Origin of the sequence: Sorangium aterium (assembly GCF_028368935.1) — a bacterium.
In the GTDB taxonomy this organism is placed as follows: Bacteria; Myxococcota_A; Polyangia; order Polyangiales; family Polyangiaceae; genus Sorangium; species Sorangium atrum.
Window position 1 is genome coordinate 19,234 of the sequence record NZ_JAQNDK010000004.1, and the last position, 15,983, is coordinate 35,216.

Below are 15,983 nucleotides of genomic sequence, written 5' to 3' on the forward strand. Positions count from 1 at the left end.
GAACCACGGTACGCTGCCGCTCGTGTCGGACGATCTCCAGGGCTCCCTCCCGGCCGGCAAGATCATCGCCGGGCGCTTCCGGATCGAGCGCCTCATCGGCCGCGGCGGGATGGGCGAGGTGTACGCGGCCAGGAACGTCGGCACCGGGCGCGACGTCGCGCTCAAGATGATCCGCGGCGTCGTCGACGCCGCGCAGACCCGGCGCTTCCTCCGCGAGGCCAAGGCGGCGACCGCGATCCAGCACCCGAACGTGATCGAGGTGCTCGACGTCTTCGAGGAGGAGGACCACACGCCCGTGATGGTCATGGAGCTGCTCCGCGGCGAGCCGCTCTCCGGGCTGCGCAAGCGCAGGGGCGCGCTGCAGCTGTACGAGGCGGCGCGCCTGCTCGCGCCGGTCGCCTCCGCGCTCCGCGCCGCGCACGAGAAGGGGATCGTGCACCGCGACCTCAAGCCGGACAACATCTTCCTCTCGGAGCCGCAGGCCGGCGGGTGCATGCCCAAGGTGCTCGACTTCGGGATCGCCAAGGTGCTCGACCCGACCTCCATCAGCTCGGAGACGCAGGGAGGCAACACGAGCACCGGCTCGATCCTCGGGACGCCTCACTACATGTCGTTCGAGCAGGCGATGAGCGAGAAGGACATCGATCATCGCGCGGACATCTGGGCGATGGGCGTCATCCTCTTCGAGGCGCTCACCGGCCGGAGGCCGCTCGAGTTCGAGAACCTCGGCGAGATGTACACGGCGTTCCTGCAGCGCGAGGTGCCGTCGATCCGATCGGCCGTGCCCGACCTGCCCGCGGACGTCGCCGGGGTGCTCGACCGCTGCCTGCAGAAGCGGCGCGAGGATCGGCTCGACGATCTGGGGCCGCTCGTCGAGGTCCTCGGCCGCTACGCCGATCCCACGTCGGCGGGCGCGCTCGCTGGAGGCAAGGTCGTCGGCGCGCTCGCGCCGCTCGCCGCGTCTCCGAGCTCGGGAGCCGTCGCGGCGCCCCCGGCCCTCGCGGCCCCCGACGGGCGCGCGAGATCGCCGTCGAGGGCCGTCGCGGTCGCGGCGCTCCTCGTGGTGGCCTTCGTGGCGGCGTTCGCTGCGCTCCGCCGCTCGACGGCGGACGGGCCTGCCGCTCCGGTCCCCGCCTCGGCGGAAGCGGCGGTGCACCCGCCGCCCGCGGCGGTCGCGGCGCCTCCCGCATCCATGGCGAGCTCGCCCACCGCGCCCCTCCCCGCTCGAGACGAGCCTGCTGTGGCAGACGTCTTGCCGTCCGCGGCGTCGTCGTCCAGGCGGCCCTCACCGAGAGCGCTCTCTGGCACGCTGAAGGCGCCGGCGACACCGGCGACATCGGCCCCGCCGCCGTCGGCGCCGACGACGCAAGCGAGGGGGATCGTCGACCAACTCCCGTACTGACGGCGAGCGCGCAGCGCGTTACCCTGCTGCCGGCCATGGAAGGTCAACGCATCGCCGGGAAGTACCGCCTTGCCCGGCTCCTCGGCAGGGGCGGGATGGGCTCGGTGTGGCTGGCAGAGCACCTGTCGCTGCGCACGCCGGTGGCCATCAAGCTCATCGACGTCGAGGCCGCGAAGAACGCGACCGCCCGGGCCCGCTTCGATCGTGAGGCGCAGATCGCGGCGCGGATCCGCAGCGCCCATGTGGTCAAGGTGCTCGACCATGGCCTCACCGACGATGGCTTGCCGTACATCGCGATGGAGTGTCTGGCAGGCGAGAGCCTGCGCGATCGCCTCTCCGCGCGCCGGCGCCTGACGCCGGCGGAGACGGCGAAGATCGTCTCTCACATCTGCCGCGCCCTCTCGCGCGCCCACGAGGTCGGGCTCGTCCATCGCGACATCAAGCCGGAGAACATCTTCATCGCGCGCGAGGATGATGGGGAGATCGTCAAGATCCTCGACTTCGGCGTGGCGAAGGTGACAGACGCGCTCGCCATCACCGGGATGGATCCCACGCGCACGGGGGCGCTCCTCGGGACGCCCTACTACATGAGCCCGGAGCAGGCGAGAGGCCTGAAGAGCGTCGATTACCGGTCCGATCTCTGGTCCCTGGGAGTCGTGGTCTTCGAGTGTCTCACGGGGGCGCGTCCCTTCACCGCCCCGGCGCTCGGGCCGCTCATCGCCAAGATCCTGGGGACGCCCCCGCCCGCGCTGTCCGCGGCGGCGCCGGGCGCTGGCATCCCGGTGGAGGTCGAGGCCTGGATGCGGAAGGCGCTCGCCGTCGAGCCGGACGCGCGCTTCGCCTCGGCCCGGGAGCTCTCCGAGGCGTTCATGGTGGCGTCGGGCGTGGCCGACTCGATGGATCGCGGCTCCTCCGCGGGCCTCCCGGACGGCAAGCCGCCCTCGGCCGTGCGGCCCCCTGACGGGGTGTGGGAGACGGCCGATACGGTGGCCTTGCCCTCGGGCGACGGGCGGGCGCCGGTCGCCGCTGCGCCGCAGCCCCCGGTCGCCGCCACGCCGCAGCCCCCGGTCGCCGCTGCGCCGCAGCCCCCGGTCGCCCCCCTGTCGTCGGCGACGGGGCCGGGCGCGGTCGCGGCCGCGCGCCCTGTTGCGCCCGCGCGCGTACTCGTCTGGGCGGTCGTCTTGCTGGCGATCGCGCTGCTCGCGGTGAGCGGCGTGCTCGCCGCGACGCTCCTGCGCTGACGGCGATCCGCTGGATGCGGAGCGGCGTGCGACGGCGGCGGCGCGGCGCGCGTCAGCGGCCAGCGTGGCGCGTGGTGTGTGGTGCGCTGCCTTCGTGCTTGATCGCCCGGCGACGCGGGAGATACCCTGCGCGCATGCGCCGCCTCGTCCCGTGCGTCCTCCTTCTCTCGTCCTTCGCCCTTGCGTCGGGTTGCGCGACCTACACGCAGGATCTCGATCGCGCCCGCAGCCACTACGAGGCGAACCGGTTCGAGCAGGCGCTGGCGCTGTTCCGGGTGCTCGAGAACGATCAGGACTCGTTCTCGGTCCCGGAGCGGGCGCAGTACGCCTACCTCCGGGGCATGACGGACTACCGCCTGGCCGACCTGGCGCCGCAGGGCACCGGCGTCGCCGATCCGCGCAAGGGCTACCGCGACAACGCGCGCCACTGGCTCGGGCTCGCCGCGGCGACCGAGAAGCAGGCCCCCGGCGGCATCACCAGCGAGCAGAAGAACCGCCTGACCGAGACCCTCGCGGACCTCAACCGCGACGTGTACGGCGGCGCCGAGGCGCTGCCCGAGGGGGGCGCCGCGCCGCAGACCGACGCTCCCGCATCGCCCGAGGAGCCGCCGTCCGAGCCGTCGGCGCCCGCGCTCTGACCGCAGCGCGCAGGCGCCCTCGCACGTCGCGCCTCGCGGGCATCGAATTGGGTGCGAGCCTCCCGCGGCGTGCGCGCCCCCGCCGGTGCATCCGCCATGGCGATCGGGCGTGCGCGCGTCCCTGCAGCGCGCCCAGAGCCGTGCGGCGTGCACAGCGTGCGAGCTGCCCATTGCGTTGGCGCGCTGGATGTCTGGAATGGAGCGGAAAGGGGCGGGGGTGCGCCGTATGTGGCGCAGGATCGAGGGTCGGCTAGGGGTCGCTCGCTACGACAACCGCCGGCGCAGGGATTCGATCTCGTCCTTCGCGGCGAGCTTGTGCTTCTTGAGCTGGGCAGCTTCCATTCTCTCCCCCGGTGTCAGGAACGCCCGTCGACCCAGCTGCCTGAGGCGTGAGTCGAGCTCGCGATGACGCGCTTCCACCATGCTCAGCCGCTGCTCCGGGCCGACTGCAGTCACCGCGCGAGGAGAGATGATCTGATGCTTCATGTGCCCACCTCCAAGGCCCCACAACGGGGCCGTGATGCCTTCGAGGGCCCACAACAGAAGCCCTCGTCCTGATCGTCGCTGGAGAGGAGACCGCCGCCGACCGTGGTACACGCCGAGACAGCGGCCTGATGAACGAATGCGAGATTACCGCAACATGGCGGATCCATGCAGGCTTTTTGTCGGGCGAGGCCATTCTGCAATTTCACAGAGCGGCCGTTGTAGCCAGGGATTGCCCTAAGGCGTACAGCAATCCACCGGTGTCCCGGACGGCCGGGCCGGACTCTCCGTCCATGCACGTTGCGGAACAACCTCAAGCGCGGGGCTATTCTTCCCCGGCAATGTCGAGTTCCAGCGCCACCTCGGTCGCCCTCTTGGCCCTTGCGGTCGTCCTGGGCGGATGCACTTCGCAGGCCACCGTGCCGGCGCGGGCGCGATCGCCGCAGCCGGCCTCGGCGCGCCCGCCGGTCGAGCTCGCGCCGGTCGTCGTGTCGCCTTACTCGGACGCCGAGCTCGCGGCGGAGTTCGAGCGGGCGCGCGCGCTGCTCCTGGCCGACAAGGCGCGTGAGGCGGCGCCCCTGTTCGAGCGGCTCGCCCGCCTCGCGCCGGGCGGCGAGGTCGCGCCGCCGAGCCTCTTCAACGCCGGCCTCGCGCACGAGGCGCTCGGCGACCGCGCGCTCGCGGCCGAGCGCTACCGCGAGGTCGCGCAGCGCTTCCCGGACCACGCGGTCGCGCGCGGCGCGCTCTTCCGGCTCTCGCGCGCGGCGGCCGCCCTCGAGCGGTGGCCCGAGCTCGTCGAGGTGTCGCGCCGCCTGCTCCGCCTCGGCGATCTGAGCGTGCTGGAGGCGATCGAGGCGCGCGGCGCGCTCGCGCTCGGCCTTGTCGAGCAGGATCTCGTGGATGAGGCGGCGCGCCAGGTCGCGCTCGCGCGCGATCTCATCGAGGAGCACCGGCTGGGCGAGTCAGGCAAGCCGCCGATCGAGCTCGCGCAGGTGAGCTTCGCGCTCGGCGAGGTGCGGCGCCGCCGGAGCGAGGCGATCACCTTCGTGCCGGTGCCGGCGAGCTTCGCCGAGGCGCTCGAGCGCCGCTGCCAGGGCCTGCTCGACGCGCAGAGCGCCTACACCGAGGCCATGCGCAGCCTCGACGCCCACTGGTCGGCGATGGCGGGTTACCGCATCGGGCAGCTCTACAAGGAGCTCCACCGCGACGTGATGCAGGTCCCGCCGCCGCGGAGCGCCGACACCCCGAGGGAGAGGCAGCTGTTCGAGGGGGCGATGCGCCTGCGCTACCGCGTGCTCCTGGAGAAGGGGCAGAAGATGCTCGCCGGCACCGTGCGCCTCGGCGACCGCACGGGGGAGTCGTCGGGGTGGGTCCTCCGCGCCCGCGACGCGCAGCGCGAGATAGAGCTCGCGCTCGCCGACGAGCAGGCGGCGCTCGCGAGGCTCCCGTTCACCGAGGCCGAGCTCCTCGCGGCGCTCGACGCCCTGAAGACGGCGGCGCCGAAGCGGCCGTGAGCCCCGCCCGGGCGGCGGGGGAGGGGCCCGCGCGGCTCAGTTCAGCGTCGGCGCGCACCCGAAGAGCACGTCGAGCTCCGCGCGCACCTCGTGCTGCACCGTCGTGCAGGACGCGGGGCAGAGGATGATCTTCTTCGGGAGCGCCTCGTCGTCGTAATACCACCCCGGCCCCGTGCCGCAGTCCGCTGCGTCGTCCGCCTTCGGGACCTCCAGCGGGCTCGCGCCCTCGGGCGCGAACCTGACAGCGACCCGGCTCGTATCGAGGACCGCGCCCGCGGGCGGCGCGGGGATGAGGAGCTCGCACGGGAGCGCCGACGCGCGGATCTCGGCCATCTTCGCCGAGAACGCCGTGATGTCCGCCGTGACGTCGAACGCGCGGGTCGTCCCGCCGGCGTCGGCGATCTGGTCCAGGTTGGTGAGCGTCGAGCCCTGCACCGCGATGACGTAGGTCTGGACGCCGTTGTAGCGGAGGGCCCTCTGCGCCATCTCCGCGGTGCTCGCGACGGTGTTTCCGGAGCAGCCCGAGGGATCGCCGTCGGTCGCGAGCACGACGATCACCTTGTGAGAAGGGTTCGCGTCCTTGTAGGCGGTCGCGTTCGTGAGCACCCCCTGGAGCGCCGGCCGCATGGGCGTCCCGCCGCCCGGCGAGGTGCTCTGGATGGAGGCGGTGAGCTCCTGCGTGTTCAGCGGCAGCTCGCCGATGGCGACCGCGAGCTCGTCGTAACTCGTGTGGTTGCAGTCGCTTTGCCCGTTGCTGCTCCGCGGGAAGTAGGTCAGTCCCACGTTCATCCCGGCCGAGGCGGCGTCGGTGACGAACGCCGAGAGCGCGTTCGTGACGCCGACCCATTTCGAGCCGAGCATGCTGCCGGATCGGTCGAGCAGGATGAGCATATCGAGCGGCAGGAGCGTGGCCTCCGCGCTCGCCTGGGCGCAGGAGGACCCCTCCCCGAGGCCGCCCTCGCCGGCGCCGCCGAGCCCTCCCCCCTCGCCGAGCGACGTGTCTCCGCTCGCGCTGCTCACGCCGAAGGAGCCGCCGTCGCCGCCGCTCGCGGCGTCATCCGGCCGGGGGATGCTCGCGGGCTTCTCGTCCTCGGTGGCCGCACAGCCGCCCGACTGAGCCGCGATCCCGGCGGCGACGAGGATAGGGGCAAACACGAAATGACGTCGGAAGGACATCTCTGCGCTCCTCTGGAAATGGGTGCGACGTGGGTCGGGGCCGCGGGGCTCCACGCGCGAAGTGGTCTGTCTATCGAGGGATGGCCGAGCTCCGAGACGATCTCGTCAGTGTATGCGTATCTCGATCGAGGCGCGATAGGGGCTCTCCGGTTTGTAAGCCTGGCTCGTGTCGCGCTGTCGTTGCTCTCTTGTCTTTCGCTGCTTGTCACGGCTCTCGTCGCTTGTCGCAGCTCTCGTTGCTCTCGTTGCTCTCGCAGGGTCTCGCGCGCTCGTCGGCGCGGCGGGGCTCGGTGTCTTCGCTCGTCGCTGATTGCGCCGACCGTTCCGGGTGCTCGCGCGCGGGAACATCATGTTTCCTTGCGCAGCCGCGAAGGACGCGTAATTCCCACGAGGTGCGTCACGCTTGCTGGAAAGAGGCGAACATGACTAGGTGGATTCCATGGGTACTTTCCGCTGTCGCCCTGACGGATCTCGGCTGTTCGACTGCGACATCCGCGGGCAGCTCGGGCCCGGCGGGGGCCGGCGGCGCCGCTGGGGCGGCTGTCTCGAGCGGAGGGGGCGGCGCAGGCGGGGACGGCGCGCCGTGCCGGATCGACTGCTCGCTCGTTCCGACCTCGCAATGCGTCGTGGCCGTGTGCAACGAGGCGACGCGTGATTGCGAGCTCGTCCCCAGCGCGGGCGGGGAGCCCTGTGACGACAGGGACGCCTGCACGGTCGGCGAGGTGTGCGAGGAGGGTGTCTGTCAGGGCGGGGCCCAGGAGGACTGCGGCCTCGCGCCGGACGCCTGTCACGTGGTCACGTGCGTCGACGCGGGCGGCGCTCCTCGCTGCGGCGTGGAGCCGAGGGCGAACGGGGCCCCGTGCGCGACGGAAGACCGCTGTATCCTCGACGCGGCGTGCCTGGACGGCGCCTGCGTCGGGACCCCGCGGGACTGCTTCTTCTTCCACGTGCCGGACTCCTGTCATGTTGGTGCGTGCGACCCTGCCTCCGGTGCGTGCGAGGCGGTTCCGGGGAACGAGGGGGCGCCGTGCGCGGACTCCGGCGATCTCTGCATGGTCGGCAAGACCTGCCAGAGCGGCCGCTGCGAGGGGGGCGTCCCGAAGGACTGCAGCGCGCTGAGCGTCGGGTGCAACGATGGCGCCTGCGATCCGGGCTCTGGCAATTGCTATGCTGAGCCGATCGGACCGGGCGGCGCCTGCCTCTCTGGGACCGACGAGTGCAATCGTGGCGTCTGTGACGAGAGCGGCGCCTGTATTTCCATCCCCACCCCCGGAGAGCCGTGCCCCTCGCGGGCGATCGGTTGCACGCGCGGCGTCTGCAGCGAGTCCGGGGTGTGCACGGCGCGCCCGGTCCCCGATGGCGGGCTCTGCGTTGACAGCGACTCGTGCACCGTGGGGGAGTCCTGCCTGGCTGGCGTCTGTCAGGGCGGCGCCGCCGCGGCGGCGCCGGTGGTCTATTTCCGGGATACGTTCGAGAGCGACGCGGCCGGGTGGGAGCTCGGTCCGACCTGGCAGATCGGCGCGGCGAAGGCGTCAACCGGCCAGACCTACGGGCACGCCGATCCGGCGCTCGATCACACGGCGACGTCGGACAACGGGGTGGCCGGCGTGGTCATCGGAGGGAACGCGCCCGTCGGGGTCCACCCGTACTTCTACCTGACGAGCCCGGTCGTCAACGCCGATGTCGCGGGCGGCGTGTACCTGACGTTCTGGCGTCTCCTGAACAGCGATGAGACGCCCCACATGACGAACCGTGTCGAGGTCTACGACGGCGTCCGCTGGAAGGTGCTCTTCGAGTCGGGGGCGTACCCCGGCGTCCGCGACTCGGCCTGGACGAAGGTCGTCTATGACCTGACGCCCCACAAGAACGCCAGCCTGCGGGTCCGCTTCGGCTACGAGATCGGGCGGGAGTCCTTCGTCGACATCGTGTCGAGCTGGAACATCGACGATGTGGAGATCGCGAACGCCGCTTGCCCGTAGAGCGCGCGACGCGGGCGCGGGGAGCCACAGGGACCTTGCGCCCTCGGTGGCTCGACTCCGATGTTCGGCCGGGGCCCTTGGCTCACCGCTCCACGACGGCCGCGAGCGCCGCCGTGATCGCCCGGGAGACCTCGTCGACCGGGCCATCCCCGTCGATATGGATGATGCGGTCCCCCGGGACGAGCTCCTCCGCCCGGCGGTACGCCTCCGCGAGCCGCGCCTGCAGCTCTGTCTTCTCGAACAGCTCCTCCGCCCCCCCGCGGCCCCGGCGGCGCTTCTCGGCGATCTCGGGCGTCACGTCGATCACCACCGTGACGTCGGGCCTCAGGGCGTGGCGGTTGAGCTCACGGATCCATTCGATGATCTCCTCGGAGCGCCCCCCGTCCTCGCTCGCCGTCGTCGACTGGTAGGCCAGGCTCGACAGGTCGTAGCGATCCGAGATCACGACGTACCCGTCTCGGAGGAGGGGCTCGATCTCGGCGCCGAGGTGATCGAGGCGATCGGCCGAGAAGAGGAGCGCCATGATCTCCGCCTGGTGGGCGCCGGGGAGCGAGATCCGGTGGGTCAGGACCTGCCGGAGCAGCGCGCCCACCGGCCCGGCGCTCGGCTCTCGGGTGACGTGGACAAGGCGCCGCGCCGCCCTGAGGTGCGCCGCGTAGCGCTCGGCCTGCGTGCTCGTGCCGGCGCCGTCGATGCCCTCGAACACCACGAAGACGCCACGGCCCGCCTCCTCCGCCGGGCTCTCTTGCTCGCCTCTCGTCTTCGGCATCTAGATCGCCTCCTCGCTCCCCTCCACGACGGGCGGCGCGTCCTCCCCGAGCACGACGTTGTCGATGAGCCGCGTCGTCCCGACGCGGACGGCGACCGCCAGCAGCGCCCGATCGCCGATCGCCGGTGCGTCGCTCCAGATCGCCAGGGACTCCGGATCGGCGAGGTCCACATAATCGATGCTCGTCGCGACGGCCGCCAGGCGCGCGCGCGCGGGCTCGAGGAGCGCCGCGGCGCGCCGCTCGCCGCGAGCGAACGCGCGGCACGCGCCGGCGAGGGCGAGCGGGATGGCGCGCGCCGCGCTCCGCTGCTCGGGCGAGAGGTAGGCGTTCCGGGACGACATGGCGAGGCCGTCCGGCTCGCGCACCGTCGTCGCCCCGACGACCTCGACGGGAAGGAACAGGTCGGCGACGAGCCGCCGGATGACCTGGAGCTGCTGGTAGTCCTTCCGGCCGAAGACGGCGACGCACGGGCCGGCGAGCGACAGCAGCTTCGTCACCACGGTGGCGACGCCCTCGAAGTGCGCGGGCCGATGGACGCCGCAGAGCGGGCCCGCGGTCGCGCCGACGCGCACGCGCGTCTCCTCGCCGGGCGGGTACATCGCGGCGACGTCCGGCGCGAACACGCCGTCGGCGCCGGCCTCCGCGCAGGCGGCGAGGTCTCGCTCGAGCGTCCGCGGGTAGCGCGCCAGGTCTTCGCCCACGCCGAACTGGGTCGGGTTGACGAAGACGGTCACGGCCACGAAGTCCGTCCTCCGCCGCGCCTCCGCGATCAAGGCGAGGTGGCCTGCATGGAGCGCGCCCATCGTCGGGACGAGGCCGACGCGGCGCCCTGCCGCACGAGCCCGCTCGCACGCCACCCTGAGGTCGCCAGGATGTCGCCAAAACTCCATAATGGAATCCTATCAGACGTACGGCAAAATCGGAGCTTCGATCATGGTCGACCCGCCGTCCAGCCCAGACAACGCCATCGCTCCCGACTCGGAAGACGCCATCGATTCAGCTCCGGCCGCCGGGCCTGGATCGCGACCGGGCGGCCCCTCCAGCACTCGGTCCGGGGGGAGCTCTGCCCCGTCCAGCGGCCCGGTGCCGATATCGGCCGCCCCGGGGGTGATCGCGATCGAGGGGGACCCGACGCACTACCTGAACCGCGAGCTCTCGTGGCTCGAGTTCAACGCGCGGGTGCTGGCGGAGGCCAGGTCGCACGAGGTGCCGCTGTTCGAGCGCCTCAAGTTCCTGAGCATCTTCTTCTCGAACCTCGACGAGTTCTTCATGGTGCGCGTCGCCGGCCTCCAGGCGCAGACGCAGCGCACGATCGCGGAGGTCCCGCCGGACGGGCTCACGCCCCACGAGCAGCTCGTGGCGATCAGCGCGCGCGTCCACGCGCTCGTCGATGACGCCTACCAGCTGTGGCACTCGGATCTGATCCCGGCGCTCCAGCGCGCCGGCATCGTGATCGTCCGGCCCGACGAGCTCGGCGCGACGGAGCTCAGCGCGCTCGACGATCGGTTCCGCACCGACATCTTCCCGATCCTCACGCCGATCGCGATCGACCCGGGGCACCCGTTCCCGCACCTGCGCAACAAGATGATCAACCTCGGGATCATGTTCTCCCGGGAGCATGAAGCGCAGGAGCCCGGCTTCGCGGTCATCCAGGTGCCGCCTGGGCTGAGCCGGCTGATGCGGGTGCGCGTGGAGGGCGCGGCGCGCGCGTTCGTCCTGCTCGAGGACGTGATCGCCCGGCACGTGAAGGATTTCTTCCCCTCGGGCAGGCTGCGCGGCACGTACCCCTTCCGCGTCACCCGGAACTGGGACCTCGAGATCGACGAGGAGGAGGGCGAGGACCTGCTGGAGACGATCCAGGCCGAGCTCCGCCGGCGCGATCGCGGCAACGCCGTGCGCCTGGAGATCGGCTTCGGCGAGGGCGCCGGCACCTCGGTCCAGCGGCTCTGCCGCGCGCTCAAGGTCGACGCGTCGCACGCCGTCTACCGGGTGCCGGGGCCGCTCCACATCGCCGACCTCATCGGCATCGTCGCGGACGACGAGCGCCGCGAGTACCGGGACGAGCCGTTCGCCCCGCAGGTCCCGCCGCTCTTCCGGGACGTCGAGGACATCTTCGCCGTCATCCGGGAGCAGGACGTGCTCCTGCACCACCCCTACGAGTCGTTCGATCCGGTCGCCGAGTTCGTCTCCCGCGCCGCCGACGACCCGAACGTGCTCGCGATCAAGCAGACGCTCTACCGGACCGGCGGTGACTCGCCGATCCTGAAGGCGCTCGCGCGCGCGGCCGAGAGCGGCAAGCAGGTGACGGCCATCGTCGAGCTGAAGGCGCGGTTCGACGAGGCGAGCAACATCCAGTGGGCGAGGACGCTCGAGCAGAGCGGCGTGCAGGTGATCTACGGCCTGCTCGGGCTGAAGACGCACGCGAAGGCGCTGCTCGTGGTGCGGCGCGAGAAGGACAAGCTGCGCCGCTACGTGCACCTGTCGACGGGCAACTACAACCCGCAGACCGCGCGGCTCTACACGGACATCGGCCTGTTCACGGCGAACCGGGAGATCGGCGAGGACATGACGTCGCTCTTCAACCTGCTGACCGGCTACAGCGCGCCGCCCAAGTGGAACCGCCTCCTCGTGGCGCCGCTCGGCCTGCACCAGGCGGTGCTGGGCCTCATCGCGCGCGAGGAGGCCCACGCGCGGGCCGGGCGCAAGGCGGAGATCGTGGCGCAGATGAACGCGCTCGTGGACGTCGACGTCATCGACGCGCTCTACTCGGCGTCGCAGGCCGGGGTCGACATCAAGCTCGCCGTGCGCGGCATCTGCTGCCTCCGGCCGGGGATCCCGGGCCTGTCGGAGCGGATCCAGGTGCGCGCGATCATCGATCGTTTCCTCGAGCACAAGCGCCTGTTCCGGTTCGCGAACGGCGGCAGCGAGGAGATCTACATGTCGAGCGCCGACTGGATGCCGCGCAACTTCCATCGCCGCGTCGAGCTGATGATCCCGATCATCGAGCCCGCCACCCGCGCGCGCGTGGAGGACATGCTGAACACCGTGATGTCCGACACGGCGAAGACCTGGGAGCTCGCGAGCGACGGCAGCTACCACAAGCTCCAGCAGCCCGCCGGCGCCCCCCTGCTTCGGTCGCAGCACCGCTTCATCGAGCTCGCGCGCGAGCGGGTGAAGCTCAGCGATCCGCTGGCGCGCGGCGGCGGGCGCTTCCACATCCTCCGCATGCCCGCGGGCGCGGACGACGGCGAGCCTCGCCACCGCAAGGGCGCCAAGAAGAAGAAGGGTCTGCTCTGAACGACGGCGCGCAGGAGAGGCGTCCCCGCGGCCTCGCGCGCGGGGAGGAGCATCGGGCCGCGGGAGCCCTTCAGAACTGCGTCTGCAACGCGGCGGAGCCGGGGCCGAGCGAGAGCGTGGTCTCGACAGAGGCCTTGGGCGCCGTGTCGCCGGCTGGCACCTTCTTCCCGCCGATAACCCAGAGCGGGATGCCCACGGCGATCATGAGGCCGCCCGCCACGGAGACGAGCGCGCCGGCGAGCTGACGGCGCCCATCGGTGCGCGTCTCGCAGATGCCCGTGAAGCCCCCGAAATCGCAGTAGATCTCGTATCGGTTGCTCGCCGACGCGAGCAGGCCGGTCCCGGTGAAGAACGCGATCGTGCCGCCGGCGGTGAGCGCGATGCCGCCCAGCATCAGGCCCGGGCTCTTCCGACGCAGGGGAACCGGGGGCGGAGCAGGCGGGATCTCCGACGGGCTCACGGGGTAGCCCGGCGGGAGCGGAGGGTAAGCGCCGCCGTAAGGAGCGTAGCCGCCCGGGGGACCCGGGGGCGGATAGCCCGGCGAGGCGCCTGGCAGAGCCTGAGGGGCCTCCTGCGGCGGCGCCGGGTAGGGGACCGCAGGGTACGGCGGCGCGGAGGCACCCGGCGGCGCGGAGGCAGCCGGCGGAGCGGGTTGCGGCGCCGCAGCGCCTGGCGGTGCAGCAGGCGCGCTGCCGGGCTGTTGCGTCGCAGCAGCCGGGGTCGGCGCGGCTGGCGGCGAGGCGGCCGGCGGCGCAGCGGCGGCGCCGGGCTGCTGCCGCGCGACGCCCGGCGCCACGGGCGACCCTGCAGGAGGCTGTCGTTGCGGCGCTGGTTGCGCGCCCGCCGTCGCCGCGGCGAGGAGGCCGGACAGCGCGACGCCGAGCGGCAGGGCGCGCGCCCGCGCGCGGGCGCGCGGCGAGCGGCCCGGCGTTCGGGCGGCGTCGGGCGAAGCATTCAAGCGAAGCATCTCGGGCGTCCTTTCATCACGGCGGTTGCAATCACTCGTGTGGAAGCTCGGCAGGCTTCTGCGCCGGCTCTGGCGGAGGCGCCGCCTCCGCTGCCGGCGTCGCCCCCGCTGAAGGTGTCGCCACGGGGGGCGCGGCGGCCGGCTTCGGTGCGCTGGTGCGCTTCTTCGGCGGGGCGGCCGCGGCTGCTCCGGTGGCTGCTCCTTTCGGAGAGGCGCTGGCAGCGGTTCCCTCTGGCGAGGCGCCGGCAGCAGCGCGCTGCGGGGCTGTCGCGCGCGCCGTCTCCGCTGCGGCAGGTTCGGCCGTGACGATCGTCGGCGGCGACGAGTCGACGGGAGGTGGAGCCGGCAGCTCGGCCGTCTCCGTCGGCGTGGCAGGGGACGCGGTGGACGGCTCCGCCGTGTGTGTCTTTGCCGGAGCGCCTTTCGCGGGTTCCGGCGCAGCGCGCTCCGGGGTGCGGGGGGACTGCGCGGCGAACACGATCACCGCGGCGAGCGCCACGAGGCCCAGGAAGACCAGGAGCACGCGATCTCGCTTTGGCTTCGTCTGTGTGCTTCCGCCGCGCGCTCGCGCGGGCTGCGTCTCGACGCCGCCTCTCCGATGGGATCGATCGCCGGCGTCGCGCGCCCGCGCGCTCTCCGCGGCGTCGCGCGCCCGCGCGGGCTCCGCGCTGCTCGGAGCAGCGGCGCCGCGCGCCCGCGCGCCGCGCGGGTCGTCGCCGCCTCGGCTCACCGTCGGATCGACGCGCGCCCCCGCGGGGCCTCGTGCCGTCGCGCTGTCGCCCTGATCGCTTCGCGACGAGGGCGCCGCGCTCCCCGGATCCACGCCGGACGCCGTCCTCGACGCAGCGCTGCTCTGCGGCGCCTTGCGCCGGCTTTCTTTACGCTGGGCGCGTGAAAGCTTCTTCGTCACGCAGCGACCGTACCGAACAGCAGGCGGGCCGCCAAGGGGCCCGCGGCGCGCGTCGGCGTCCGACTCGTGCGGCGCGCGCAGGGGCCCGCGCATCCCGGGAGCCGCCGGCGCACGCCGAGCGCCCCGTCGAACGAGACGTGCGCGGACGGCCCCCGCAGCGCGCCGTGACCCACGAGCTCGTCGCGCGGGGCCAGGACGCGCAGAGCACGGCCCCCGCCGGCGCAGCGGGATCGACGCGACCCATGCGACCGCCACGAACGATGCAGCGCCTCGGCGAGCGCAACGGATGGGACCGACGCAACCTACGTGAACGATGCGACCCACGCGGCGGACGCGTCGACGCAAGCGACGAGAACCTACGGGAACCTACGGGAAGCGACGCGAATCGACGCGAACGAACGGCTCGCTGGCGTATCCAACACGAACGGGTATCGTCCCGCTTGACATGGGTCGCCTCCTGGGTATCCTGCGCGTCCCCATCCCTCAGGGGGAAATCCGCGTCACTATGCCGACCATCAGCCAGCTCATCCGCCAAGGCCGCGAGGCCGCTCGTTACAAGACGGCCTCTCCTGCGCTCAAGTCCTGCCCGCAGCGGCGAGGCGTGTGCGTACGTGTTTACACCACGACGCCGAAGAAGCCCAACTCGGCGCTCCGCAAGGTCTGCCGCGTCAGGCTGAGCAACCAGATGGAAGTGACGAGCTACATCCCGGGCGAAGGCCACAACCTGCAGGAGCACTCGGTCGTCCTCATCCGCGGCGGCCGTGTCAAGGACCTGCCGGGCGTGCGTTACCACGTCGTCCGCGGCACGCTCGACGCGTCCGGCGCTGCCGGGCCGAGCTCCACCAACAAAGCGACCCGCAACCGCAAGCGCTCGAAGTACGGCGTGAAGCGCCCGAAGGCCTGACAGAGGAACGAAGATGCCCCGTCGTCGCGAAGTCCCGAAGCGGAAGATCATTCCGGACCCGAAGTACAAGGACAAGCTCGTCGCCAAGTTCACGAACTCCCTGATGCAGTCGGGCAAGAAGGCGACCGCCGAGGGGATCCTCTACGGCGCGTTCGACATCGTGCGCGACCGATTCAAGGAGGAGCCGATCGACGTCTTCCGCAAGGCGCTCGACAACGTGAAGCCGAAGCTCGAGGTGAAGAGCCGGCGCGTCGGCGGCGCGACCTACCAGGTCCCCGTCGAGGTCCGCCCCGAGCGCCGCGTCGCCCTCGCGATGCGGTGGCTCGTGACCTACTCGCGCGGCCGCGGCGAGAAGACGATGCGCGAGCGGCTCGCCGCCGAGCTCGTCGACGCGGCGCAGAACCGCGGCAACGCGGTCAAGAAGCGCGACGACACGCACAAGATGGCGGAGGCCAACAAGGCGTTCGCCCACTACCGCTGGTAGGTCAGCGAGGCCAGCGCGGATCCCGGATCTGCGCTGGTTCGTCATTTCAGGTCCCATCCCCAGGCGAGGAGACGCGTAGAGCGAGATGGCACAGCTGACATAAGGATCGGGTTACAGAGCCGGTCCTCTCGAGGGAGCGCGACAGCGCCCACCCTCGCGGGACCTAGAAAAGCTGCTGCTGTACCCCGACACCCTCTCCAGGTTTCAAGTGCCCGCCA

Annotated in this window: 14 protein-coding genes; 8 read left to right on the forward strand and 6 right to left on the reverse strand. The window is 72.1% G+C overall.

The genetic code is table 11. The features are described from left to right. Positions 1 to 22 precede the first annotated feature (22 nt). The 3 genes from POL72_RS31445 (at position 23) to POL72_RS31455 (ending at position 3,281) form a co-directional block, all read left to right on the forward strand. Positions 23 to 1,402: a serine/threonine-protein kinase gene (locus POL72_RS31445; protein ID WP_272100073.1), complete on the forward strand. Its 1,380-nt coding sequence runs from the start codon at positions 23 to 25 to the stop codon at positions 1,400 to 1,402. A 35-nt stretch (positions 1,403 to 1,437) separates the two neighbouring features. Then, positions 1,438 to 2,643 (forward strand): serine/threonine-protein kinase, encoded by a 1,206-nt coding sequence (locus tag POL72_RS31450; RefSeq protein WP_272100075.1) that lies wholly within the window; start codon positions 1,438 to 1,440, stop codon positions 2,641 to 2,643. A 134-nt stretch (positions 2,644 to 2,777) separates the two neighbouring features. Then, the gene (locus tag POL72_RS31455; RefSeq protein WP_272100077.1) at positions 2,778 to 3,281 is read left to right on the forward strand and encodes an outer membrane protein assembly factor BamD; all 504 of its coding nucleotides are present in this window, start codon (positions 2,778 to 2,780) and stop codon (positions 3,279 to 3,281) included. Positions 3,282 to 3,545: 264 nt separating this feature from the next. Here the strand turns inward: POL72_RS31455 and POL72_RS31460 are convergent, their stop codons facing one another. Next, positions 3,546 to 3,767, reverse strand: coding sequence for an HP1242/YdcH family protein (locus POL72_RS31460; RefSeq protein ID WP_272100080.1), 222 nt, complete (start codon positions 3,765 to 3,767; stop codon positions 3,546 to 3,548). A 338-nt stretch (positions 3,768 to 4,105) separates the two neighbouring features. Between POL72_RS31460 and POL72_RS31465 the strand changes: the two genes are divergently transcribed. After that, the gene (locus POL72_RS31465; protein ID WP_272100082.1) at positions 4,106 to 5,278 is read left to right on the forward strand and encodes a tetratricopeptide repeat protein; all 1,173 of its coding nucleotides are present in this window, start codon (positions 4,106 to 4,108) and stop codon (positions 5,276 to 5,278) included. 36 nt (positions 5,279 to 5,314) lie between these two features. On the opposite strand, the gene POL72_RS31470 is transcribed toward POL72_RS31465, so the two are convergent. After that, on the reverse strand, positions 5,315 to 6,454 hold the full coding sequence (locus POL72_RS31470) for a vWA domain-containing protein (RefSeq protein ID WP_272100083.1): 1,140 nt from the start codon (positions 6,452 to 6,454) through the stop codon (positions 5,315 to 5,317). 422 nt (positions 6,455 to 6,876) lie between these two features. Here POL72_RS31470 and POL72_RS31475 point away from each other — a divergent pair, with 422 nt between their 5' ends. After that, on the forward strand, positions 6,877 to 8,433 hold the full coding sequence (locus POL72_RS31475; protein WP_272100085.1) for a hypothetical protein: 1,557 nt from the start codon (positions 6,877 to 6,879) through the stop codon (positions 8,431 to 8,433). 82 nt (positions 8,434 to 8,515) lie between these two features. Here POL72_RS31475 and tmk read toward each other — a convergent pair whose 3' ends face one another. Both tmk and panC read right to left on the reverse strand, forming a co-directional pair. Then, positions 8,516 to 9,202: a dTMP kinase gene (gene tmk, locus POL72_RS31480; protein WP_272100087.1), complete on the reverse strand. Its 687-nt coding sequence runs from the start codon at positions 9,200 to 9,202 to the stop codon at positions 8,516 to 8,518. Continuing rightward, on the reverse strand, positions 9,203 to 10,093 hold the full coding sequence (panC, locus tag POL72_RS31485; RefSeq protein WP_272100089.1) for a pantoate--beta-alanine ligase: 891 nt from the start codon (positions 10,091 to 10,093) through the stop codon (positions 9,203 to 9,205). Positions 10,094 to 10,286: 193 nt separating this feature from the next. On the opposite strand from panC, the gene ppk1 reads away from it, so the two are divergent. Further along, entirely contained in the window at positions 10,287 to 12,500 is a 2,214-nt protein-coding gene (gene ppk1 / locus POL72_RS31490; RefSeq protein WP_272100091.1) for a polyphosphate kinase 1, read from the forward strand. A gap of 70 nt (positions 12,501 to 12,570) precedes the next feature. Here ppk1 and POL72_RS31495 read toward each other — a convergent pair whose 3' ends face one another. Next, positions 12,571 to 13,467 carry a hypothetical protein gene (locus tag POL72_RS31495; RefSeq protein ID WP_272100093.1) on the reverse strand — a complete coding sequence of 299 codons (897 nt, stop codon included), beginning with the start codon at positions 13,465 to 13,467 and terminating at the stop codon, positions 12,571 to 12,573. Between the two features lie 31 nt (positions 13,468 to 13,498). Beyond that, positions 13,499 to 14,377, reverse strand: coding sequence for a hypothetical protein (locus tag POL72_RS31500; protein ID WP_272100095.1), 879 nt, complete (start codon positions 14,375 to 14,377; stop codon positions 13,499 to 13,501). 505 nt (positions 14,378 to 14,882) lie between these two features. Here POL72_RS31500 and rpsL point away from each other — a divergent pair. Together rpsL and rpsG are read left to right on the forward strand one after the other, a co-directional pair. Continuing rightward, complete coding sequence (rpsL, locus tag POL72_RS31505; RefSeq protein WP_012233473.1) at positions 14,883 to 15,281, forward strand: 30S ribosomal protein S12; 399 nt, start codon at positions 14,883 to 14,885, stop codon at positions 15,279 to 15,281. Positions 15,282 to 15,294: 13 nt separating this feature from the next. After that, entirely contained in the window at positions 15,295 to 15,765 is a 471-nt protein-coding gene (rpsG, locus tag POL72_RS31510; RefSeq protein ID WP_012233474.1) for a 30S ribosomal protein S7, read from the forward strand. Positions 15,766 to 15,983: the final 218 nt, after the last annotated feature.

What these genes read in the sequence shown, in the direction of transcription:
- POL72_RS31450 (WP_272100075.1), top strand. Translation starts at nt 1,438, where the DNA reads ATGGAAGGTCAACGCATCGCCGGGAAGTACCGCCTTGCCCGGCTCCTC.
- rpsG (WP_012233474.1), top strand. Translation starts at nt 15,295, where the DNA reads ATGCCCCGTCGTCGCGAAGTCCCGAAGCGGAAGATCATTCCGGACCCG.
- POL72_RS31455 (WP_272100077.1), top strand. Translation starts at nt 2,778, where the DNA reads ATGCGCCGCCTCGTCCCGTGCGTCCTCCTTCTCTCGTCCTTCGCCCTT.
- POL72_RS31495 (WP_272100093.1), bottom strand. Translation starts at nt 13,467, where the DNA reads ATGCTTCGCTTGAATGCTTCGCCCGACGCCGCCCGAACGCCGGGCCGC.
- POL72_RS31465 (WP_272100082.1), top strand. Translation starts at nt 4,106, where the DNA reads ATGTCGAGTTCCAGCGCCACCTCGGTCGCCCTCTTGGCCCTTGCGGTC.
- POL72_RS31475 (WP_272100085.1), top strand. Translation starts at nt 6,877, where the DNA reads ATGACTAGGTGGATTCCATGGGTACTTTCCGCTGTCGCCCTGACGGAT.
- tmk (WP_272100087.1), bottom strand. Translation starts at nt 9,202, where the DNA reads ATGCCGAAGACGAGAGGCGAGCAAGAGAGCCCGGCGGAGGAGGCGGGC.
- panC (WP_272100089.1), bottom strand. Translation starts at nt 10,093, where the DNA reads ATGGAGTTTTGGCGACATCCTGGCGACCTCAGGGTGGCGTGCGAGCGG.
- POL72_RS31470 (WP_272100083.1), bottom strand. Translation starts at nt 6,454, where the DNA reads ATGTCCTTCCGACGTCATTTCGTGTTTGCCCCTATCCTCGTCGCCGCC.
- POL72_RS31460 (WP_272100080.1), bottom strand. Translation starts at nt 3,767, where the DNA reads ATGAAGCATCAGATCATCTCTCCTCGCGCGGTGACTGCAGTCGGCCCG.
- rpsL (WP_012233473.1), top strand. Translation starts at nt 14,883, where the DNA reads ATGCCGACCATCAGCCAGCTCATCCGCCAAGGCCGCGAGGCCGCTCGT.